This window comes from Flavimaricola marinus, assembly GCF_900184895.1.
In the GTDB taxonomy this organism is placed as follows: domain Bacteria; phylum Pseudomonadota; class Alphaproteobacteria; order Rhodobacterales; family Rhodobacteraceae; genus Flavimaricola; species Flavimaricola marinus.
The window spans coordinates 99,033-122,049 of record NZ_FXZK01000007.1; the positions used below are offsets into that span (position 1 = coordinate 99,033).

A 23,017-nucleotide genomic window follows, 5' to 3' on the forward strand; every position below is an offset into this window, starting at 1 on the left:
GGCAGCATACGCTGCCCCGGACTGCATCTCCATTGTTTTTGAGAATTTTTTCAATGGCTTGGACTGACGCGAGGGAAGTCCGGCAACGAACGATCCTTCACCAATCCGCAAGATATCGCCTCCAAGATAGACATATTGTCCGGCAACCGTGCCGGATATCGGGTCAAATCTCAGGGGCAATGAATGCCGACAGAACAGTGCCAGGATGCGATCCTTGCGGCGGCGTTTGATCACGCCCCCAGCGAGGCATTCGTGTTCGACGCTGTGTCGCATGAGATCTCCAACGCCAACCTGCGGTTCTGCAACAACCTCCGGGTCGATCGGGACAGGCTGATCGGCTTGTCCCCGGTCCAGTTCTGGCACGGGCTGACCGAGATAGGCCTCGACTACCTGCTCGAGCCATTGGTGTCCGGAAAATCCGACCGGATCGAACATTCCGCGGCATTCCGGCGGATCGACGGGTCGGTCTATGACGTTCAGATCAGCCTGCTCAGGATCGACGCGGAGACGCCCAGCATCCTCGTGCTCGGTCTCGACCTTTCCCAACAACGGGCCGCCGAAATCGCCGCGCTTACTGCGCAGACGACGCTGAAGAACGCGATCGAAACGCTCCCCGACGGCTTCGTGCTTTACGACAAGGACGACAGGCTGGTCGTCTGCAACGATCGCTACCGCGAGACCTATGCGCTCAGCGCGGATGCGATGCGGCCGGGCGCGGCGTTCGAGGATATTCTGCGGGTCGGGCTCCAGCGCGGGCAATACGCCGACGCGATCGGTCGAGAGGAGGACTGGCTGGCCGACCGGCTTCGTTGGCACGAACAGGCCGATCACGCCGTCGAGCAGGAACTGTCGGACGGGCGCTGGCTGCGGGTCGTCGAACGCAAGACACCCGAAGGCGGGCGGGTTGGCTTTCGGGTCGACATCACCGAAATCAAGCAACGGCAGCAGTTGCTCGAACGCGCCGCCGAGACCGACGTGCTCACCAATCTGACCAACCGTCGGGGGGTCAGCGCCTATCTGTCGCTGATCGAATCGCAGATCGGCCCCGGCGAACGTCTCGCCGTGCTTCATCTCGATCTGGACAAGTTCAAGGCGATCAATGACGCCAACGGTCACGAGGCAGGTGATTTCCTGCTCGTCACCGTGGCCAACCGGCTGCGCGGTCACGTGCGCAGCAGCGACATCGTGGCGCGGAACGGCGGCGACGAATTTCTCATCCTGATCCGGACAACGCGCACCGACGAAGAGCTTCTGGATGTCGCCGACAGAATTCGGGCCGACGTCGGGCGGCCCATGACGTTCAAGGGAAAACGCTGTCAGATCGGGGTCAGTATCGGCGTCGCGGTCTGGCAGTCCGACAGTTCCCAGCCGATCGAACAAGTCCTCGCCGACGCCGACATCGCGCTCTATTCCGGCAAACGGGCTGGTCGCAACAGGGTTGCCCTGTTCAGCCCGCAAATGCGCGAGGTCACCGTGCGCAATGCGCGCCTCGCCCAGCAAATCCATGTCGCTCTGAACCACGATCAAATCCTGCCGCATTTCCAGCCGCAGCTCGATATCACCGGCACCCGGATCACCGGGTTCGAGGCGTTGGCCCGCTGGGATGATCCGGAGCGCGGGATCATCTCCGGTGGCGAGTTTCTGGCCGCCGCCGAAGAAACCGGGTTGATCGCGGATATCGACGCGGCCATCCTGATCAAGAGCCTCTCTTTCGTGCGCACGCTCACCGATGCCGGGTTCGAGAACGCGAGCGTTAGCGTCAACATCTCCAGCGCACGGCTCAGCGATGCGGGTCTTGCGGACCGGATCGCCAAACAGGTCGCCGCTTTCGGTCTCAAACCCAGCCAGATTCACATCGAAATTCTTGAAAGCACCTTGCTCGACGACCGCTCGACCGCGGTTGTCCAGACCATCACGAGCCTGTCGCAAAAGGGGTTCAAGATCGAACTGGATGATTTTGGCACCGGGCATACCGCCATCGCGTCGCTGCGAAAATTTCCGGTGGACCGGCTCAAGATCGACCGGAGCCTCGTGGCGGATATCGACAAGGATCACAGCACCCGGCTGATCACCAACGCCATCCTGCGGCTTGCCGAACAGCTAGGAATCCGGGTTCTGGCCGAGGGCGTCGAAACCGAAGGCGAACGGGCCACGCTCGAGGAGATCGGTTGCTCGGATGTGCAGGGGTTTCTCTTTGCAAAGCCGATGGGCGCCGATGCCTTGCTGCACTGGCTGAGGTCACGGGGGTTGTTCAAGGAAAAGCCGCCCAGCGCGTCGCTCTTCGATCCGGATGTGCCCCGGATGATGCGGGTCAAATCTCAGAGGATCAAGGTCTCGGCCGAACGGCGCGCGCGCGGCGGTGGCGGGCCGTCCACCTTGCCAAACCGCAGCACTTGAACCAAGCGGCGATCCTCCGGGATCCCGATCCGCTGGCAAATCTCGGTCCTGCTCTCTCGGGTATCGGCCAAGGCGGCCATCGGCCAACCGGCCATACCCAGATGCGCGGCCTCGAGACACATGCGCAGATAGGCGCGGCCCGACACCACCGGGCTTTCATCCAGCGGGCGGTGAAAACACGCAATCGCTTGCGCCGATATCGTGGCCTCCGCCTCGGCGGTGATCGCCGCGGTCAGGCCCAGCAGGTCGCACAGCCGCCAGAGCGGGCCAAGGACGAGCCGCGCAGCAATGGCCACCGCGGGCGACATGCGCATCGCCTCTCGGCTCAGGCCGTCGATCTCGGCCCGGCGATCCCAGGGAAGCAACCGTATCCAGCCAAGCAGTTCCCTCCGAAATCGGGCATCGCGCATGACCTGCAACGACACCCGATCGTTCAAGGCGGCAAGCCATGCCTTGCGGGTTGGGTCCGTGAGCAGCATCGTATCGGCCCGGCCCCAGCCAAACAACGACACCGGACCTTCGGCGAACAGTCCGCGATGGGTGTAGCGGCGCTCCAATTGGCGGGCCATCGGATCCGGCTCGCATGACCCTGCAAAGGTCAGGCGTGCCACCGGACGCACGCCCGGCCCCTGCCCCGCCCATAGGTCTTCGACCGTGACCGCAATCCCCTCCGCGGAGAGGGCGATCACCGTCGCCTCGACCGCGGCACCGCACGACAGGGCTGCATCTCGGCCGTCTGGATCACCCACGGGCAGGGCCACGGCGCCATCGCACAGGACGTCGATTCCAGTCTCGTCCAATCGCCATCGGGCGGGTTGGGTGTTGTGAACAGACGGTGCCAATGCCGCCTGTGCGACGATCCGTTCAAAGGTTTGCCGATCCATCATGCCGCCTCCCGGGTCATCAACAGGGCCATCCGCTGCACCGCCGCCAGCTCCAGCTCCAACCGTGACGACGCCGCCACCGATGGCATCGCCAAGGCCAACAACTGCAACGGTTCCTCCGCTACCAGCATGACATGGCTGGCTTCAAATCGGTCGAACAAAAAGGCCGCGTAGTCCGCCACTTCGTCCGCCGCCTGCAAATCCGCACGGCGCAGGACGGGGCGGCGGGCAAACATGTCACGCAGCACAGCGGCATCCAGATCCGGCAGGTCCTCCATCCCGATCCGGACCGCGCCCTCGACCATGGGATGACCCTGCACTCCACGCAGGAATGCGTCTGGATCGTCGCCACCGGCCGCCAGCTGGCGCAACAGCGACAGGCCGTCCGCCTCCGCGCGCACCGCCTGCGCCTCCGCAAAGATCGCCGTGGTCAGCATCGCAGCCGCCACCACGGCCCCCGATAGCAGCGCCCCTTGCCACGGCATCGACCAGATCACCGAGAGAAGCGTCGTCACGACGGCGGCCATCCCGATGACGAAGGCAAAGCCCCAAAGGCTCGCCCCATGCCTCGCTTCGCCGCGGGTCAGTCCAACGGCCAGCCAGCACAGGAACAGCACCGCCAAGGGCGAAGGTTGCACCGGCAAAGCCAAGGCCTCGGCCCAGAAATCTGCGCCCACCAGCGGCACGAGCAGCACCAGCGACAGGCCCAGCCGCCCCACCGCCCGATTCTCCGCCGCCGACAACGACGCGCGATCCCGGCCAAGCACCATCGTGCCACAGGCGGCCAAAGTGCCCAATTGATAGGCCAGCAACCCACGCCAACGGATCGGCTCGGCCAGCGTGGGCCAAAACGCCCAAAGCACGAACACACAGGCCGCCCCCGCGATCAGCACCTTGACCAATCGCGGCGCATGGCGGCGGAGCAATCCTTCGGTGAGGATCAGAACCGCCAGCGGGATCAGCGCCGCCGCGACCAACTCGATCACGCGAAAGCCCGCGACCCCGGTCATCACGATCAGCGCCCGCCCCGCGAACAACAGCATCGTCACACGCAATCCGATCAGGAACCGTCGATTGAGCGGCATCCATGCGCCCTGCGCCGCGATCAAGCCATGCAACGCCCAGAGCCCCGCCAAGGCAGCGACCGACAAGAACAGATTGGCCAGTGTCGGAGCCGCGGCAATCATGCCAACATCCGGGCCATGAACCGGCGGACGATCATCCGCATGATGGCGGCCAGCCACGCCGGCTTCGGTCGCTCGACACGGCCCGCATGGGGGTTGAAGAACCAGCCGCGATTGTCCGCGCCGCGCTTGCGGCCCAGCACCGCGTTCACCACCTCATAAGCCATCAACTGGCCCGTGGTGATCACCATCGGGGCAAAGGACATGCGGCTGCGCGTCCCCGACACCACCTCCGCCACGAGATCGAGATCGATGTAATGGCGTGACGAGGAATGGATCATCACATGCTCCGCCTCGCGCATGAACGCCTCGGAACGTTGGTCTTCGGTCAGCTTGTCCCACGCTGTGCCGACGGTGGGATAGCCCAGACGCACCTCGTGCGGCGTATCTGTCGGTGCCGTCACATAAATTGACGGCAAGGGCGAGGCATAGGCATCGATCACCGATTTGCCCGCCGCCCGGGCAGTCCGGTAAAGCAGCAAGGACGCGCCCAGATCGTCCGTTCCATTGACGACGACAGCCGCCTGAGCGACGGCCTCGGTCACATGTTCGGGCCAGTCGTCGCGCCAGACCGTGATCTGCAATTCTGGATTGATGCGCAGCAAAATATCGCGGGTTGCCTCCGCCTTGTGCCGGTCAATCGTCTCGGCAAAGGCAAAGACCTGACGATTGAGGTTCGACACTTCGAATTCGTCGATATCAGCAATGATCAGATGGCCGACACCGATGCGGGCCAGCGCGAGCAGACAGGCCCCGCCCATGCCGCCCGTGCCGCAGACGAATACCGTGGCATCTTTCAGCCGCGCCTGCTCGGCCACGGTGACAAAGCCGATGTTGCGGCGGGTCATCTCGGCATAGGAAAACATCATTTCAATCCCCCGCGAGCACGCAAAATGCCCCAGTCCCGGCTGGCGTCGAACCAATGCAGGGCCGGCAGCACCACCCGGCTCACCGCTACGAACGCGCCCGTGATCACAAGCCCCAGGATCTTTGATTTCGGCACTTCCCGAAGCAGATATCGACGCATCGCGGGCATGTCCATGCGGCCGAGCTGGATCACGTCATCGCCGCGGTCATAGTCCAGCTCAGCGGCGCAAAACTCATTGAACACGGGGTCGCGGTGTTTCGGAGCCTGCTCCCAGGTCTTCTTCAGATCGTCCGATCCGCCGGTATAGGCATTCGTGATCACAAACCGGTCCTCGTCGAACCCAGCCTCCTCGCCCACGCCAAACACATAGGCATGATGGGCGAGGATCCGGCGGGCGAGCATTTGATGGGTCAAAGTGCGGCGTCCAGCCACCGGGCTTGGCCAGACATCGGAAAACATGCCCGACACCATACCCACGATAGCCGGCACCTGAGTCACATTGGAAATCCACACAGGGCGAAACTGGCGCCGGAAAAACACCAGAAAACAGGTGAGGCCATACAAGACCCAAGACAGGCCCCCCGACCGCTCGTCAGGGTCGACCATGACCAATCCCAGATGCAGAACCTCGGTCGGGCGCGGCTCGGTCTGCACCGTCATGACGGCCAGCGCGTTGAATGCCACCGGGCGGCCGTCGCGGCTGACCAAGGTGATGATGCTCTCCGACATGCGCGACGCATCGCCCGAGAACACTCCATAGGTCAGATCGCCCTGCAACGTGCGCCCCGCCACCCGGCGCAGATCAGCACTCAACGCCGCGAGGGCCTCCGGGGCCATCCACAGGCCGGGTCGCTCCACGATGCGCACCTGCATATCTGCGCCGGATCGGAGCGAGACATCCAGATACTCCCGTCCCAAAGATTTCAGTGCCGTGCCAAGCATATATAACCCTCTAGCCTGCCGGTCACGCTAAGGGGCGAGTGACAAAGGAACAAGCACGGCATTCCTGACCTTCATCTTGGCCAAGAAACTCATGGCGCAGAGCCATCCAGCCCCGCGACGGCGCAGAAAAGCGGGCCAGTTCAGCGGCCCACGACAGGCAGACCGCTCGGAACAGCGGCCGGGATACCCAGCCGTCCGGTCAACGCCACCGGGTCGGTCAGCTGCTCCAGAAATGCGATCAGCGCGGCCACTTCGGCGTCGCTCAGCGTCACGCCGGGGCCGGTCACGGTGGCAAGGATCGCCGCACGTTCCGCCGGATCGTCCAAGACCCGCCACGTATCGGCCTCCAGCGGCGCGACGCGGGCGGCCGCATGGCCATATCCGGCCCAAGCGGCGGCGGGATCGGCATGGGCGCGCAGATAGTCGGCCAGTTCGGCATAGGCGCCGGCGTGGCCATAGGGGGCAGTCTCCGCAATGTTGCGCAATGAGGGCGTGCGAAAGGCATAGAGATCGTCGGTATGGCCGGTCACCCGAAAACGGCCTTCGTCGCGGGCGTGGCTCTCGAACCGGGCGGCCTTGCCCGGCCCGATCTGCACATCGCCCATGGCGTGAAATCCGTGGTCGGTCTGAAACGGGCCGGCGTGGCACCCGGCACATCCCAATGTCTCATAGAACAAGACCCTGCCCGCCTCCGCCTCTGCGGGCAGCGCCGGTCCGCCGCGCAGATAGGCGTCGAACGGGCTGGTATCCGAGCGCCACTCATGGGCGACGAAGGCCGCAATCGCGTTCGATATGTCGGTAAAGGCAATCTGATCCGGCTCGGTGATATGCGGATAAACCGCCGTGAAAGCCTCGGCATAGGCGGGGATCTGGGCGACACGATCCGAGATCAGCGCCCAGGCCCCGTCCGGCCCGGTGATCAGGCCCTGACGGACCGCGCGGGCGATCTCGTTTTCGGTGTAATGGCCTGCCATCTCGTCCTGACTGAGAACCGGAAACATCGTCTGCGCCGAGAGCAGATTGGCAAAGCCGACCACCATCTCGTCGTCCAGCGGCGTGCGCAGGCCACCGGGGCGATCCGGGTCCACGGCGATCCGGCCATCGTGGAACAGGGCGGTGAATTCCGTCGCGCCCAGATTGAACAAGGCGGGGGCGTTGCGGGGGATATGCTGCTCGGGCGGGTTGTCGGGATCCGGACGACGCTCCGGGCCAAGGCCGATGCCGCCATCGCCCAGCGACAGCGAGACCCCGTCCGAGGTGGCAAAGTCCGGATGGTGGCAGGTCGCGCAAGAGACAGTGCGATTGCCCGACAGGATCGGATCATAGAACAGTTGCTGGCCAAGCAGGGCTTCCTGCAGGTTCACCGGCGCATAATCGGCCTCCGTCACTGGGCGCAACGCCTCCGCCTGCGCCGTCAGAGACGCCGCGCAAAGCATTGATATCGAAACGAAACCAACTGACGATCGCATGGAAACCCCTCCCTGTTCCGCAGACAGGATGCCCCAGAGACGGCTTTGTCGCAATGGGGGGCAAAGGGCAAAAGGAATTTGACGACAGACGCGACTCGATCTAGAACAGAGAATAGGAACAAAAAGAGAACACTTGTAACGAAGGAGCGCCCGTGACGTGCCCGCCGAGCCTGCACATAGCCAACCATCCCCGGCCCGCGTCAGAGCCGCGACAGGCGACGCTGGCCGAGGTGTTTCCTGGCACGGCGGTGGACGGGGCAGCGCCCGGCTTCGTGATCGCGCACCTGCCCGCCAAGTCGGGGCCAGTGCTGTGGATTCAGGATCGGCAGTCGCTGCGCGAAACTGGCAGGCCCTATCTGGCCGGGATGACGCATCCACCCGAAATACTGTTTCTGACGGTCAGCCGGGCAGTCGACGTGCTCTGGGCAATGGAACAGGGTCTGGGCTGCTCCGGACTGTCGGCCGTGGTGGGCGAGGTCTGGGGGGATCCGCCCGCACTGGATTTCACCGCATCGAAACGGCTGGCGCTGCGATCCGAGGCGCACAACGTGCCGGCATGGCTGATCCGCAGGGCGGGATCGGCCGATCTCAGCGCGGCACGGGAACGCTGGCGGCTGGCGTCGCTGCCATCCCTGCCCAATCCCGCCGATATGCGCAGCCCCGGCGCGCCACAATGGCGGGCCGATCTGTTCCGGGCGCGATGGCGGACACCGGGGCAATGGGTGGTGCGCTATGATCCGGCCGCACACTCCATGGCCTTTGACCATCCGGTCAGCAGCAGCCCCACAGATCAGCAACAGGCGACGGGCTAAACCAGCCCGCCCCCCAAGACCATGAGGGGCGAGGACGCGCTGCCGGTCCTCGCCTTTCCCACGCCTCAAACCGATCCTCGATCTGGCCCCCAAACCGCGCCCAAACAGACCTCCCGTCCCGGCAGACGGGCCAACCCCGACGATCTGACGCGGGCGATCGCCGCGCTGCAATCGGCAGAGCAAGCCGAACAGGCCCCCGCCAGAAGGCCCCCAACCACGCCGGAAACGGAGCAGGAAGACAGCTTCAGCCCCGTCGGCCTGCCCAAAGCGAAAGCCAAACCGAGGACCAAACCGCAGTGGCGGGCCGGGCCAGAGCAGGGCCGCGACGTGGGCGATACAGGGCCCGGGCGGGTGGGTGCCGCCGCAGGCGCAGTCACCCCGACCGGCACCGCTCCGAAACCACGCGACCCGCTCGCAAGGCGTATACTGTCGCTGCACCTGCCGAACTTCGCCATGGAGCGGTGGCAACGGGAGGCGGCACGCCGTGGCGATGCACTGCCCGAAGATCTGCCGCAGGCGCTCGCCATCGAAGGACAGCACGGGCCCATTATCCACGCCCTCAACCGGGCGGCGGCGCTGGCAGGTGTGCATCTCGGGGCGCGGGTCGTGGACATGCGGGCGCTCGTGCCAACGCTCAAGGTGGAGTATGCCGACACCGGAGCCGACCGGGCCGCGCTCGGACGGCTGATGCTCTGGGCGCGGCGCTGGTGTCCGTGGACAGCACTCGACGGGGCGGCGGGGCTGGTGATGGACACCACAGGATCGGATCACCTCTGGGGCGGCGAAGCGGCGATGCTGCGCGAGATCGAAGGACGACTGGGCAGCCTCGGGCTCAGCTCCAGCCTTGCCATCGCGCCCACCCACGGCGCCGCATGGGCGCTGGCGCGAATGGGCGGGGTGCGCGAGGTGTGCGATGCCGAGGGGCTGGCGCTGCGGATGGCGCCGCTGCCGGTGCGGGCGCTGCGGCTGGATGGGGAGACTGTGCTGCTGCTCAAACGGCTCGGGCTGAAAACCATAGGCGAACTGGCGGCTGTGCCACGGCTGTCACTGGCGCGACGGTTCAGCCGGGCGGCACTCCCCGGCAACCCCCTGCTGCGGCTCGATCAGATGATGGGTACATTGGCCGAACCGGTCTCGGCCCCCGATGACCCACCACGCTTCGCGGTGCAATCAGCCCTCGCCGAACCGGTGCAGGACCCGACCCCGCACCTGCCCGCCCTCTGCGCCGAACTCTGCGACGGAATGGCCGCGGCGGGCTTTGGAGCACGACGGATCAGCCTCACGATCTACCGCAGCGATGGCGAAGTGAGCACCGTCGAGGCGGCAGCCTCGCAGCCCAGCCGCGATCCGGGGCACCTGATGCGACTGTTTGACGGCAAACTCGACAGGATCGACCCCGGCTTCGGCTTTGACCTGATCACCCTGGCCGCCACTGTGGCGGAAAAGATCATCGTGACGCAAACCCGGCTGGACGGCGAAGCCGAAGCCGGACCGGATCTGGCGCGACTGATCGACCGGCTCTCGGCGAGGTTCGGCGCCAGTGCGCTGCGCAGACCTGCGATGCGTGAAAGCCACATGCCGGAACGGCGCGAAATCTGGGCACCCGCAATGGCAGGGGCACCACGACGGCCGGAACCCGGAGCGCAGCCGCGGCCGGTCCGACTGTTCGACCCGGCCGAGGAAGTGCGGGTTGTCTATGCCGTCCCCGAAGGACCGCCAGCGCAGTTCATCTGGCGCAGACAAACCCACCGGGTCACACGGTTCGCCGGCCCGGAACGGATCGCCCCCGAATGGTGGGCCGACCGGCCCGGCACCCGGCTGCGGGATTACTACCGGGTCGAAGATCACCACGGGCAGCGTTTCTGGATCTATCGCGAAGGCGTGCAGGAGGATGGACGCGGCGGCGTTCCGGCCTGGTTCGTCCATGGGGTCTTTGCATGACCCCGCCAATCCAAATGCGCGCCTGCGGCGCACGCTTTTTTGCCCTTCGGGCAGCTTGGGGCTCTGCCCCAAACCCCGCCGTACTTCTGGCCAAAAGAAGCGATGGATATCCTCGTGTTTCTTTTGGCGTCAAATACGGCGGGGGTTCGGGGGCAGCGCCCCCGGCAAGCTCTCGGCAAACCCAGCGGTCTCATGCCTGAGAACGATCATGCCCACCCCCGCCGGACCTTGCCCGAGGACGGGGCGTTCACGCCAAACCCACCGGCCTCCTTCGTGGAGTTTGGCCTGGCGTCATGTTTCTCGTTCCTGCGCGGGGCGTCGGATGCGGTGGATTTTGCCCATGAGGCCTGGGCCTTGGGCTATAGCCAGATCGGAATCGCCGACTTCAACTCGCTCGCCGGTGTCGTGCGTTTGCATGTCGAGGCCCGCAAGGCGGCGCTGCGCCCGCTGATCGGCTGCCGCTTGGTGCTGATCTCGGGCGAGGCGTTCCTGGCCTATCCTGCGGACCGCGACGCCTACGGCCGTCTTTCGCGTTTGCTCTCGAAGGGCAAGATGCGTGATCCGGAGGGCGTTTGGCAGGCCAAGGGGCTTTGCGATCTGACCCTCGATGATCTTGCCCGCGACAGCGAGGGCGTGCATCTGATTGCCCTGCCCGGCGAGGATCTGGACCGCTTCGCCAAGGATCTGCCCCGCCTCACCCGCCGCCTGCCCAGCCTGCGCCACATCGCTGCCGCGCACCTCTATCGTGGCGATGACCGCGCCCGGATCAACAGGCTCGACCGCCTCGCCACGCAGCACGGCCTGCGCCTCTTGGCCACCAATGACGTGCTTTATCACGCTCCTGATCGCCGCCCGCTTCAGGATGTGATGACCTGTATCCGCGAGAAATGCACATTGGCCGATGCCGGCTTTCGCCTCGAGCCCAACGCCGAGCGCCACCTGAAATCCCCCGCCGAGATGGCCCGCCTCTTCTCGGAATGGCCCCATGCCATCCGCGCCACCCGCGAGTTGGCTGGCCAGATCCGCTTTTGCCTGACTGACCTAGCCTATGAATATCCTCGCGAGGTGATCCCGGCCGATTGCACCCCGCAGGCGCATCTGGAAAAGCTGACCTGGGAGGGCGCCGCGTGGCGCTACCCCGACGGGGTGACACCCGAGACCGCCGCCACCCTGCGCAAAGAGCTTGCGATGATCGAAAAGCTCGACATCGCCCGCTATTTCCTGACCATCCACGACATCATCCGCTTTGCCCGCCACGAGACCAGCCCGCCGATTCTGTGCCAGGGGCGTGGCTCGGCCGCCAATTCCGCCGTCTGTTACGTGCTCGGGATCACCGCTGTCGACCCGGTCCAACACAGCCTTTTGTTCGAGCGCTTCATCTCTGAGGAGCGCAAAGAGCCCCCCGATATCGACGTCGATTTCGAGCATGAGCGCCGCGAGGAGGTGATCCAGCACATCTACTCGAAATATGGCCGCGAGCGGGCGGGCCTTTGCGCCACCGTGATCCACTATCGCCCCCGCTCCGCGATCCGCGAGGTGGGCAAGGTCATGGGCCTGTCCGAAGACGTGACCGGTGCTCTGGCCAAGACCATCTGGGGCTCTTGGGGCAAGGAGGTCGGCGGCGAACACGTCAAGGAGGCAGGCCTCGATCTGTCTGATCCGCTCTTGCGCAAGACGATCCTCATCGCCCAGCAATTGATCGGGATGCCGCGCCATCTGGGCCAGCATGTCGGCGGCTTCATCCTGACCGAGCGGCCCCTGACAGAGACCGTGCCCATCGGCAATGGGGCGATGCCAGACCGGACCTTTATCGAATGGGACAAGGACGACATCGACGCGCTTGGCATTCTCAAGGTCGACATTCTGGCGCTTGGAATGCTCACCTGCATCCGCAAGGCTTTCGACCTGATTTCAGCGCATTACGGGCAGAGCTTCACATTGGCGACCACCCCGCGGGAAGACCCGCGCGTCTATGAGATGCTCTGCCGGGGTGACAGCGTCGGCGTGTTTCAGGTGGAGAGCCGCGCCCAGATGAACATGCTGCCGCGCCTGCGCCCGCGCGAGTTCTACGATCTGGTGATCGAGGTGGCCATCGTGCGACCGGGGCCAATCCAGGGCGATATGGTCCACCCCTATCTGCGCCGCCGCAATGGCGAGGAGATCGTGGAATATCCCAGCCCCGGCGCGCCGCATGACCCGTCCGAGCTGAAAAACATCCTTGGGCGCACCCTCGGGGTGCCGATTTTCCAAGAGCAGGCGATGAAGATCGCGATCGAGGCGGCGCAGTTCTCGCCCGCCGAGGCCAACGAATTGCGCAAGGCGATGGCCACCTTCCGCTCCAAGGGCACCATCGGACTGCTGGAGGACAAGATGGTCGGCCGGATGACGACACGCGGCTATGACGAAGACTTCGCCCGGCGCTGTTTCAACCAGATCAAGGGCTTTGGCGAATACGGCTTTCCCGAAAGTCACGCCGCCAGCTTCGCGCATCTGGTCTACGTCTCCTCATGGCTGAAATGTCATTTCCCTGCCGTGTTTTGCGCCGCACTCTTGAACTCGCAGCCGATGGGGTTCTACGCCCCCGCCCAGATCGTGCGAGACGCCCGCGAGCATGGGGTCGAGGTGCGTCCGCCGGATGTGAACTACTCCGAATGGAACAATACGCTCGAACCCACCCGCGAAGGCTTTGCCGTGCGCCTTGGTCTGCGCCAGATCGGCGGCTTCCGCGAGGATGCCGCGCATCGCCTGACCGCCGCCCGCGATGCGCCCTATGCCGATCCCAAGGATCTGCAGACCCGCGCCGGGCTGTCGGCGGCACATGTGCGCAGGCTGGCCGAGGCCGACGCCATGCGCTCCATGTTCATCGACCGCAGGCAGGCGCTCTGGGAGGCCAAGGGGCTGCGCGATGCCCCCGACTTGCCGCTGTTCCAACAGGGCTCGGATGAGGGGATCGAGGCCACCGTGCCCCTGCCCGTCATGCCGGTCTGCGAGCAGGTGGTGGCCGATTACCAGACGCTCCGGCTCAGCCTCAAGGCGCACCCGATGGCGTTTCTGCGCAAGAGCCTGACCAAGCAGCGCTATATCTCCACCGCCGATCTGCAACGCAGCCGCAACTGGCAACAGGTCAGCCTTGCCGGGCTCGTGCTGATCCGGCAGCGGCCGGGCAGCGCCAAGGGGGTCTGCTTCATCACGCTCGAGGATGAACTGGGCGTGGCCAATCTGGTGATCTGGCCCAAGGTCATGGAGGCCTACCGCAAGGTCATCATGCAATCGCGGCTTCTGGTGATCCACGGGCGGGTGCAGCGCGATGTCGAGATCATTCACGTGGTGGCCGACAGGCTGGAGGATCGGTCCGACGCGCTGCTGCGATTGGCTCCGGACGGGCTGGCTCCGCCGACGGCCCATGCCGACGAAGTGAACAGACCTCTGGGCAGCGCCATGTCCGCGCCCACTTCCCGGCACCCACGGGATGTGCGGGTGATCCCGAAAAGTCGCGACTTTCACTAGGCTTATCCAGCGTTCGCCTAAATAACAGGCAGCTTCCCAGAGACAAAGAGCCGCACGTCGGGGCAATACGGGGGAACGCATTGCCAATCCGTTAATCACCTATATCCTGACGCCATGAGACAAACGCAAAACCAACAGGGCCAAAGCCAATCGCAGTGCTTTGATGAGATGTGGGGCCGCAACGACGGTCTCCGCGAACCATACGGCAAATTCAACGAATGGTTCGCCGAAGAAGACCCGGCCCGCCTGCGCGCCAAACAGCGCGAGGCCGAGGAAGTGTTTCGCCTCACCGGAATCACCTTCAACGTCTACGGACGCGAAGAGGCCGCCGAACGGCTGATCCCCTTCGACATCGTGCCGCGGATCATTTCCGGCCGGGAATGGACCAAGCTCGAACGCGGCATCGAACAGCGGGTGCGGGCGATCAACGCCTTCCTCCACGACATCTACCACCGGCAAGAAATCGTGCGGGCGGGCCGCCTGCCTGCCGAGATGATCTCCAAGAACGCGGCCTTCATTCCCGAGATGATCGGGGTCACGCCGCCCGGCGGGATCTATACCCACATCGTGGGGATCGATCTGGTGCGCACCGGGGATGACGACTTCTTCGTGCTCGAGGACAACGCCCGCACACCGTCGGGCGTCAGCTACATGCTGGAAAACCGCGAGACGATGCTGCGGATGTTCCCGGAACTGTTCTCGCAGAACCGGGTGCAGCCGGTGTCGGACTATCCGCGCGAGCTGCACCGCAGCCTGTCGGCCTGCGCGCCGAACGCGACCACCGACACCCCCGTCGTGGCGGTGATGACGCCGGGGATCTACAACTCGGCCTATTACGAACACTCGTTCCTCGCCGACAAGATGGGCGTCGAGCTGGTCGAGGGCAGCGATCTGCGGGTCGTCGACGGGCGCATCGCAATGCGGACCACCCAAGGCTACAAGGCGATCGACGTCATCTATCGGCGGATCGACGACGACTACCTCGACCCGCTGAACTTCAATCCAGAAAGCGCGCTCGGCGTGCCGGGAATCATGGATGTCTACCGGGCTGGCGGGATCACCATCGCCAACGCCCCCGGCACCGGCATCGCGGACGACAAGGCGATCTACAGCTACATGCCCGACATCGTCGAATTCTACACCGGCGAGAAAGCGATCCTGCAAAACGTGCCGACATGGCGGTGCTCGGACCCGTCCAGCCTGCAATACGTCCTCGACAACCTCGCCGATCTGGTGGTCAAGGAGGTGCACGGCTCCGGCGGCTACGGGATGCTGATCGGGCCGACGGCCAGCAAGAAAGAGATCGCGGAATTCCGCGACAAGCTGAAGTCGCGACCGGGCAACTACATCGCCCAGCCGACGCTCAGCCTCTCGACGGTGCCGATCTTTACCAAGTCCGGGCTGGCGCCGCGCCACGTCGACCTTCGGCCCTTCGTTCTGGTCTCGCCCGACGGGATCAAGATCACGCCCGGCGGACTGACCCGCGTGGCGCTGAAAAAAGGCAGCCTCGTCGTCAACTCCAGCCAAGGTGGCGGGACCAAAGACACCTGGGTCTTGGGAGACTGACATGTTGGGAAAAACCGCAGGCGGCCTCTACTGGATGTCGCGCTATCTCGAACGGTCCGAAAACACCGCCCGGATGATCGAAGCAGGGCAGCGGATCGCGCTGACCCGGTCGTCGTCCGATGAGGAATGGATCAGCATTCTGCAGGCCGCAGGCACGCTGGCCGGCTACAATGCGAAATACGACACGATCACCGGCGACACCGCGATCGACTGGATGCTGCGCGATCCGGCCAATGCCTCCTCGGTGATGTCGGTCGTCGAAATGGCGCGCAACAACGCAAAGCTGGTGCGCACCGCCCTCACCCGCGAGGTGTGGGAGGCAATCAACGAATGCTGGATGGTGCTCAAGGACTGCCTCGCCCGCAAGGTCTCGGAACGTGACCTGCCGCAAGTGCTGAGCAAGGTCCGGCAACGCGCGGCCTTCGTGCGCGGGGCGATGCATGGCACCATGCTGCGCAACGACATCTACGATTTCGCCCGGATCGGCACGTTCATCGAACGGGCCGACAACACGTCGCGGATTCTCGACGTGAAATACTACGTGCTGCTGCCGACGGCGCTGTCGGTGGGCAGTTCCATCGACAACGTGCAATGGGAAAGCATCCTCAGCTCGGTTTCGGCCGAGGGGGGCTACCGGCTGACCTATGGGCAAAAGGTGCTCCCGCACCAGATCTCGCAATTCCTGATCCTCGACAAGCGGATGCCAAGGAGCCTGAGCTTCTGCATCCACAAGATCCGCGACAATCTGGAATATCTGACGCAGGACTACGGCACGCGGCTGCCGTCGGCGGACATGGCGGACGCCCTGTGCCGATCGGTGTCGGAACGCTCGATCCACGACATATTCGAGATGGGCCTGCACGAATTCATCGCGGGATTCCTGCTCGATCTGTCGGCCCTCGGGCAGCAAACAGAATTGGACTACCGGTTTAATGAATGATCCGATGCGCCTGAAGATATCGCACAAGACGACCTATGACTACGACGAGCCGGTCACCTATGCGCTGCAACAGCTTCGGCTGACGCCGAAGTCCAGAGGCGCACAGACCGTCCTCGACTGGACCACCACGGTAACGGGCGGCTCCAAGGAACTCAGCTTCGAGGACGCGCACCGCAATACCGTCGATCTGATCAGCTCCAATCCCGGAACGACCCAGATCGAAGTGCTCTGCGAGGGCGAGGTCGAGGTGCACGACAATGCCGGGATCACCGGGCCCCATGCCGGCTTCATGCCGCTATGGATGTTCGAGCGGGTCACACGCTCGACAAAGCCGGGGCCGTTGGCGCGGAAATTCGTCGGCGCCCTGCCCGATGACGATAACCCGCTCAACCGGCTGCACGCGCTGTCGCAGGCGATCCACGATGCGGTTCCCTACGAGACGGGCGCATCCGAGGTCGACTGGACGACCGAAGACGTGCTGACCAACAAGGTCGGTGTCTGCCAGGACCATGCCCATGTGTTCATCACCTGTGCGCGGCTCATGGGGCACCCTGCCCGCTACGTCTCGGGCTATCTGATGATGGACGACCGGATCGAACAGGAAGCCACCCACGCATGGGCCGAGGCCTGGCTGCCGGATTTGGGTTGGGTGGGGTTCGATATTTCGAATGCCATCTCTCCCGATACGCGCTATGTGCGGATCGCAACCGGTCTGGATTACTTTGACGCCGCCCCCGTTTCGGGGATGCGATTCGGTCAAAGCTCGGAACGGATGAGCGTCGTGATCCAAGTCCAACAACAATAACAGGCCCTCAAAATGACCTACTGCGTAGCCCTTCAGACGAAAAAGGGGCTGGTCTTCATGTCTGACACCCGCACCAACGCGGGGCTCGACAACATCTCGACCTACCGGAAAATGTTCTCGTGGGAAGATCCCGGTCACTCGATGATCACCATGATGACAGCGGGCAATCTGGCGACGACGCAATCCGTCGTCAGCATGATCGAAGAACGGATGAAGGCGCCGGGCGACCGGACCCCGTCGATCCTCGGTCTGCCGTCGATGTTTCAGGTGGCACGCATGGTCGGCGGCATCCTCAAAGAGGTGATCGCCAACAACGCCAATGCCGGGATGGTCGCCTCCTCGGCCTTTAACGCCACCATCATTCTGGGTGGACAGGTCGCCGGCAGCGAACCGCGGCTGTTCCTGATCTATCCCGAAGGCAACTTTGTCGAGGCCGGGCCCGACACGCCGTTCTTCCAGACCGGAGAGACGAAATATGGCCGCCCGATCCTCGTGCGCGCCTTCGAGGAAGACATGAGCTTCGAAGCGGCGGTCAAGCTGCTGATGGTCAGCTTCGATTCCACGATCAAGGCCAACCTCTCGGTCGGCCTGCCGCTGGACCTGCACGTCTACGAGGCCGGCAGCCTCAAGATCGGCACGCAGCGCCGGATCAACGCCGACGACGAGGATTTCGCCACCATCAGTGAAGGTTGGGGAGACGCGCTCAAGCAAGCCTTCGAAAGCCTGCCCGACGTCAAGCTCTAGGACACCATGCCCGAACCGGACCGCCTCTATGCCATCGGTGATATCCACGGTCAGTTGGATCTGCTGCGCGGGGTCCACGACCTCATAGCAGCAGACAGGCAGCAGACCGGCGACTGGACGGCTCCGGTTGTGCATCTGGGCGATCTGGTCGACCGGGGGCCTGACAGCGCGGGCGTGATCGACTTTCTGCTCGCCGGTCCGGCCAAGGGCGGGCCGTGGGTGACGATCAAGGGCAATCATGATTACATGTTTTCCCTGTTCATGTGCGATCCGCCGCGGCACGATCCTTCGTTGCGATCTGATCTGTCGTGGCTCCACCCGCGGCTCGGCGGCATGACGACACTGGCAAGCTACGGCATTGCCGATACCGAGGCTCGCACGCCCGACGATCTGCACCGCGAAGCTACCGCCCGCGTGCCGGCCTCACATCTGGCATTCCTGCGCGAACTCGAGCTGACCTTTTCCGGCGCCGGGGCCTTTTGTGTTCACGCCGGCGTGCGGCCCGGCGTCGCCCTGGATGCGCAAGAACCGTCCGATCTGATGTGGATACGGCGGGAATTTCATGACCACACCGAAAGCTTCGGGCCGTTGATCGTGCATGGGCACACCCCGGTGGATCAGGCCGTGCACTACGGCAACCGGCTCAATCTCGATACCGGCGCGGCGTATGGCGGCCCGCTCACAGTCGCGGTCATCGAAAGCGGCAAGGTGGCGTTGCTCACCCCCGACGGACGGCGGGCACTGCCAGCTGACCCAAGGTCAACGCCAGACTAGACCTGTGGGCTGACACCCCTTATCATCCTCTGGATGCATTTCGGCTGCAGCCACATTCTATTGGCGAAATTTCGCAGTCCGCAGTCTATTTTATTGGCCGAACACGGCGTTTGGTTCCGGGGGCTTTATGACTGTAAAATCGATTTACGTCGGGATGGTGGGCGATATGCTCCACGCCGGGCATATCAACATCATCAGCGAAGCGGCGAAACTCGGCCGGGTCACCGTCGGCGTCCTGACCGATGCCGCCGTGGTCAGCTACAAGCGGCTCCCATTTCTTGGCTACGACGAACGGGCCAGCGTCGTTCGAATGATCAAGGGGGTCGACGCGGTCGTCCCGCAGCACACGCTCAGCTATGCCGACAATCTGCGGCGGCTGAGGCCGGATATCGTCGTCCACGGCGACGACTGGGCGCAGGGCAATCAACAAAGCCACGCCCGCGACGAGGTGATCGCGGTGCTTGGCGAATGGGGCGGGAGACTGGTCGAGGTGCCCTATACGCCAGGCATTTCGTCGACGATGCTCTTCGCCGCCCACGAAGACGACGGGCTTCTGGCGCACAATCGTCAGGGGCGGCTGCGCAGGCTCCTGGCGGCCAAACCGACGCTCAGAGTGATCGAGGCGCATTCCGGGCTGTCTGCCCGGATCGCCGCCACCGCCCGCGGCGCCGATGGCAAGACGGCCTTCGATGCCCTGTGGCAGAGCAGCCTGACCGACTCGGCACTCAGGGGGAAACCCGACCGCGAGATCGTCGACAAGGCCGACCGCCTGCGCACCATCGGCGAGATCTCGGACGGCACCGTGCTGCCGCTGATTTACGACGGCGACACCGGCGGCAGCCCCGATCGGGTCTACGAATTGACACGCGCGCTCGACAGCGCCGGCGTGGCGGCGCTCTGCCTCGAAGACAAGATCGGGATGAAGCGCAACTCGCTCTATGGCACGGGCAAGCCGCAGACACAGGCTAGCATCGCCGAATTCAGCGCCCGGATCACCGCCTTCTGCGCGGCGCGGCGATCCAGCGACATGATGATGATCGCCCGGATCGAAAGCCTGATCCTCGGAGCGGGACAGGCCGACGCACTTGCCCGCGCAGAGGCCTATCTCGATGCCGGAGCCGAGGCAATCCTGATCCACTCCATCGCAGAGAGCGCCACCGAGGTGGCCGACTTCACGGCAGCACTGCGCGGCAACGGGGTCAAGGTGCCGGTCTTCGTAGTGCCGACAACCTACTCCAATACGCCGATTGCGGAATTCGAGGCGGCCGGGATCAATGCGGTGATTTATGCCAACCAACTGCTGCGGGCCACGGTCGGGCCAATGGAGCGGGTCGCCAAGTCGATCCTCGACGCCGGCTGCTGCAACGAGCCCGAACTTGCCGATGGGCTGGTCGGCATCCCGCAATTGCTCGACCTGATCCCAGAGCATTTCTGACGATGGATCTCGCGCAGATACTGTCTGATACCGGGGTCGATTTTGTCAGCGGCGTGCCGGATTCCGTGCTGGCACCCTTCCTGCATCAGCTTCGAACGCAGCCTGGCCTGCGCCACCAGATCGCGTCCAGCGAAGGCAGCGCCGTGGCGCTGGCCGCCGGTCACAGCCTCGCCAGCGGGGGCCCAGCCTGCGTCTACCTTCAGAACTCCGGCCTGCCCAATGCGCTGAACCCGCTGATGTCGCTCTTCGCTCCGGGGGCGTTCGATGTGCCGCTGATCCTGATCGTCGGTTGGCGCGGCGAACCGGGACGGCCCGACGAACCGCAACACCGGCTCATCGGCGCGCAAACGCGGGCGATGCTCGACATGCTGGGCATTCCCGTCCTGCACCTGTCCGCAGACACCACCGCGGCTGCGGTCTCGGCGCATCTGTCGGACGCCATCGAACATCGGCACGGCGCTGCGATCCTCGTCTCGCGCGGGGCGCTGCCCTCGACCGCGCTGCCAGCGCAGGCAGACCGGCGGCTCGGCCGGGACAGCGCGTTGAGGCTGATCCTCTCCGACCTCGCCACAGGCACACAGGTCTTCACCGGTGTCGGCTACACCAGCCGCGAGGTCATGGCGCTCAAATCCACGGGCGCGATTGCGAACCTGGCCGATTTCCCGGTCGTCGGAGGCATGGGTTTCGCCGCGCATCTGGCGCTGGGTGCGGCCATCGCCCAGCCCGAAACGCCGGTCTATTGCCTCGATGGCGACGGGGCCTTCCTGATGCACGGCATGGGGCTCAGCGTCGCGGGGCAACAGCCGAACCGATTGCGGCACGTCGTGCTCAACAACGGCTGTCACAACTCCGTCGGCGGTTTCGAGACCTGTGCACCGGGATTGGATCTCAGCACGATCGCGCAGGGGCTTGGCTATGTCTTCAGCCGCAAGGTCGAGACCCGCGACGACCTTGCCGCCGCCCTGCCCGGCTTTGCCGCAACCGCCGGTCCGGCCTTCCTCGAAATCGTCACCGGCACCGCCACAGGCGCAGACCTTCCGCGGCCGAAGGAAACGCTCGAAACCCTGAAACAACAGTTCCTCGCCGCCCGCGACGCCACCGAATGATGCAATCGCCCCGCAAGATCACCTTCGCTTCGCCGGCCGAGCCCTCCGGTGCCTCATGGCTTATCAATTGCCTAATCGAGCTGGGGATCCGGGTCGATCACCGGCCCGCGACGACCAAGCTCTGGCGAGGTCGGGCCGATGCGACGTTCTGGCGACAGGACGGCGACCGTTTCAGCCTCGATCCACGCGCCGAGGTCATGGGCAAATGGATTCCCGCGCTCGTCATGCATGACAGCTTCCATTTCCGGACCGATGTGATTGTCGATTACCGGCAAGACCTGCCGTTGAGGACCGACGATCTGGGCACCGTGATCCTGTTCCTGCGCGACCCACGGGACGCGCTCTATTCGATGTTCCGACGGCAATCACCCGACCTCAGCTTCGAAGAGCACTGCAACCTGCCCAACCCGGCGACGCTGCTGCCCGCTCCGGACCATTGGCTCTTGCACGCGGAAAGCTGGCGGGCCTTGGCAGGTGGGCGGGTCTACCTGTTTAAGGCGTACAAGACAGACGCCACCGCGCTGTTGTCACGGATCCTCGGCGATCTCGATCTGCACTACACGCCCGATCAGGTGGATGCCGCCGTCGCCGCCTCCGGGATCGAACAGGCACGCGCCGCCGAGGCGCTCTACAAGGCACGCAATCCCGGCGATATCGAAGTCGCGAACCGGGCCGGGCTGGTCGGCGATTGGCGCAACTACGGCGAGGGAGCCTCCACAATCGCCCGGATCGAGGCGCGGTGCGGCGGGATCATGCAGGCGCTCGGCATGCAGACCGATACCGCGGTGTCCGACGCCCCGCTCGGCGCGGCGCAATCGCGGTATCTACGCCTCTACGACCGGATGATCCGGCCCGCGATCCTCGGCGCACCCTCGGGCGACGATGGGTCGTTCGACTATGTCAAACGCGTCATCGCGCAGATCAGCCGCGAGCAGCTGATCCGGTCAAAGCGGCCCGACGCCGATTGCCTGCAGCTCACTCAGAGCCTCGCAGAATTCGCCACGGCCGCCGGTTTGCCGCCTCAACCGCATCTTGCAGAGATCGGGGATCACTTCCGGCCGGGCCGGACCGGGCATATGAGCACGGTTGCGGAGTTGATGCGCAAACGGAGGGCGGCTCAGGCCAAATGACGCAAGGCCGCTTGGACCAAACGGCCCAACGCCTCGGCCTCGGTCAATTCGTCGGTGCGCAATCTCAATCCGGGTCCGGCGCTGCCGGGCAACGCAGGCTCATAGGCATGGGTCACACCGATGAAACAGGTGAACTCGCCCGCCTTGGCGCGGCGATACAGGCCCTTCGGGTCGCGCGCCGCGCAGACCTCGGGCGGGCTGTCGACCCAGACCTCCAGCATCGGAGCAAGCTCTTCCCGGGCCAGATCACGCATCCAGCGTTGGTGGCTGATCGTCGCGACGACAGGCACGAGGGCCTCGGCTTTGGCCGCCTTGGCCATGGCGACGACGTGGCGCAACACCTCGGCGCGGTCTGGCAGGTCGTGACCGTAGGTCTTGGGAAGACGGCGGCGGATCTCGTCGCCGTCCAACAGAAGCGGCCCCACGCCAGCCTGATCAAGGCGCGCACACAACGCCTTGGCAAGCGTGCTCTTGCCCGCCCCGGACAGGCCGGTCAGCCAGATCGCAGACATG

The 23,017-nt window shown here is 64.7% G+C and carries 18 protein-coding genes; 12 read left to right on the forward strand and 6 right to left on the reverse strand.

From position 1 onward, the window contains the following. Nucleotides 1–183: 183 nt before the first annotated feature. Nucleotides 184–2,397 (forward strand): putative bifunctional diguanylate cyclase/phosphodiesterase, encoded by a 2,214-nt coding sequence (locus LOM8899_RS16350; RefSeq protein ID WP_093993319.1) that lies wholly within the window; start codon nt 184–186, stop codon nt 2,395–2,397. Here LOM8899_RS16350 and LOM8899_RS16355 read toward each other — a convergent pair. The 5 genes from LOM8899_RS16355 to LOM8899_RS16375 form a co-directional block, all read right to left on the reverse strand. After that, on the reverse strand, nt 2,319–3,284 hold the full coding sequence (locus tag LOM8899_RS16355) for a nitroreductase family protein (RefSeq protein ID WP_093993320.1): 966 nt from the start codon (nt 3,282–3,284) through the stop codon (nt 2,319–2,321). The genes LOM8899_RS16350 and LOM8899_RS16355 overlap by 79 nt on opposite strands. Further along, the gene (locus LOM8899_RS16360) at nt 3,281–4,468 is read right to left on the reverse strand and encodes a hypothetical protein (protein ID WP_093993321.1); all 1,188 of its coding nucleotides are present in this window, start codon (nt 4,466–4,468) and stop codon (nt 3,281–3,283) included. The genes LOM8899_RS16355 and LOM8899_RS16360 overlap by 4 nt, the downstream gene beginning before the upstream one ends. After that, nucleotides 4,465–5,334, reverse strand: a complete 870-nt coding sequence (locus LOM8899_RS16365) for a HesA/MoeB/ThiF family protein (RefSeq protein WP_093993322.1) — start codon at nt 5,332–5,334, stop codon at nt 4,465–4,467. The genes LOM8899_RS16360 and LOM8899_RS16365 overlap by 4 nt, the downstream gene beginning before the upstream one ends. Continuing rightward, a complete protein-coding gene (locus LOM8899_RS16370) occupies nt 5,331–6,275 on the reverse strand; it encodes a hypothetical protein (RefSeq protein ID WP_093993323.1) in 945 nt (314 codons plus the stop codon). Before LOM8899_RS16370 ends, LOM8899_RS16365 begins: the two co-directional genes overlap by 4 nt. A gap of 140 nt (nt 6,276–6,415) precedes the next feature. Beyond that, nucleotides 6,416–7,744, reverse strand: coding sequence for a cytochrome-c peroxidase (locus LOM8899_RS16375; RefSeq protein WP_093993324.1), 1,329 nt, complete (start codon nt 7,742–7,744; stop codon nt 6,416–6,418). 152 nt (nt 7,745–7,896) lie between these two features. On the opposite strand from LOM8899_RS16375, the gene LOM8899_RS16380 reads away from it, so the two are divergent. The 11 genes from LOM8899_RS16380 to LOM8899_RS16430 all read left to right on the forward strand — a co-directional run bounded on the left by LOM8899_RS16380 (nt 7,897) and on the right by LOM8899_RS16430 (nt 22,504). Continuing rightward, complete coding sequence (locus tag LOM8899_RS16380) at nt 7,897–8,556, forward strand: ImuA family protein (protein WP_211096215.1); 660 nt, start codon at nt 7,897–7,899, stop codon at nt 8,554–8,556. Nucleotides 8,557–8,577: 21 nt separating this feature from the next. Further along, nucleotides 8,578–10,497, forward strand: a complete 1,920-nt coding sequence (locus tag LOM8899_RS16385; RefSeq protein WP_110521984.1) for a Y-family DNA polymerase — start codon at nt 8,578–8,580, stop codon at nt 10,495–10,497. 192 nt (nt 10,498–10,689) lie between these two features. After that, complete coding sequence (locus tag LOM8899_RS16390; protein ID WP_093993402.1) at nt 10,690–14,004, forward strand: error-prone DNA polymerase; 3,315 nt, start codon at nt 10,690–10,692, stop codon at nt 14,002–14,004. 114 nt (nt 14,005–14,118) lie between these two features. Beyond that, a complete protein-coding gene (locus LOM8899_RS16395) occupies nt 14,119–15,570 on the forward strand; it encodes a circularly permuted type 2 ATP-grasp protein (RefSeq protein WP_093993325.1) in 1,452 nt (483 codons plus the stop codon). Nucleotide 15,571: 1 nt separating this feature from the next. Then, entirely contained in the window at nt 15,572–16,510 is a 939-nt protein-coding gene (locus LOM8899_RS16400; RefSeq protein ID WP_093993326.1) for an alpha-E domain-containing protein, read from the forward strand. A gap of 4 nt (nt 16,511–16,514) precedes the next feature. Next, entirely contained in the window at nt 16,515–17,315 is an 801-nt protein-coding gene (locus tag LOM8899_RS16405) for a transglutaminase family protein (protein WP_093993403.1), read from the forward strand. Nucleotides 17,316–17,327: 12 nt separating this feature from the next. Beyond that, on the forward strand, nt 17,328–18,059 hold the full coding sequence (locus LOM8899_RS16410; protein WP_093993327.1) for a proteasome-type protease: 732 nt from the start codon (nt 17,328–17,330) through the stop codon (nt 18,057–18,059). Nucleotides 18,060–18,065: 6 nt separating this feature from the next. Then, complete coding sequence (locus LOM8899_RS16415) at nt 18,066–18,833, forward strand: metallophosphoesterase family protein (protein WP_093993328.1); 768 nt, start codon at nt 18,066–18,068, stop codon at nt 18,831–18,833. Between the two features lie 127 nt (nt 18,834–18,960). After that, complete coding sequence (locus LOM8899_RS16420) at nt 18,961–20,268, forward strand: isocitrate lyase/phosphoenolpyruvate mutase family protein (RefSeq protein ID WP_093993329.1); 1,308 nt, start codon at nt 18,961–18,963, stop codon at nt 20,266–20,268. Between the two features lie 2 nt (nt 20,269–20,270). Then, nucleotides 20,271–21,374, forward strand: a complete 1,104-nt coding sequence (gene aepY / locus LOM8899_RS16425) for a phosphonopyruvate decarboxylase (protein ID WP_093993330.1) — start codon at nt 20,271–20,273, stop codon at nt 21,372–21,374. Continuing rightward, nucleotides 21,371–22,504 carry a sulfotransferase family protein gene (locus tag LOM8899_RS16430; RefSeq protein ID WP_093993331.1) on the forward strand — a complete coding sequence of 378 codons (1,134 nt, stop codon included), beginning with the start codon at nt 21,371–21,373 and terminating at the stop codon, nt 22,502–22,504. Before aepY ends, LOM8899_RS16430 begins: the two co-directional genes overlap by 4 nt. Here the strand turns inward: LOM8899_RS16430 and LOM8899_RS16435 are convergent. Then, nucleotides 22,492–23,016 carry an adenylyl-sulfate kinase gene (locus LOM8899_RS16435; protein ID WP_093993332.1) on the reverse strand — a complete coding sequence of 175 codons (525 nt, stop codon included), beginning with the start codon at nt 23,014–23,016 and terminating at the stop codon, nt 22,492–22,494. The genes LOM8899_RS16430 and LOM8899_RS16435 overlap by 13 nt on opposite strands. Nucleotide 23,017 lies beyond the last annotated feature (1 nt).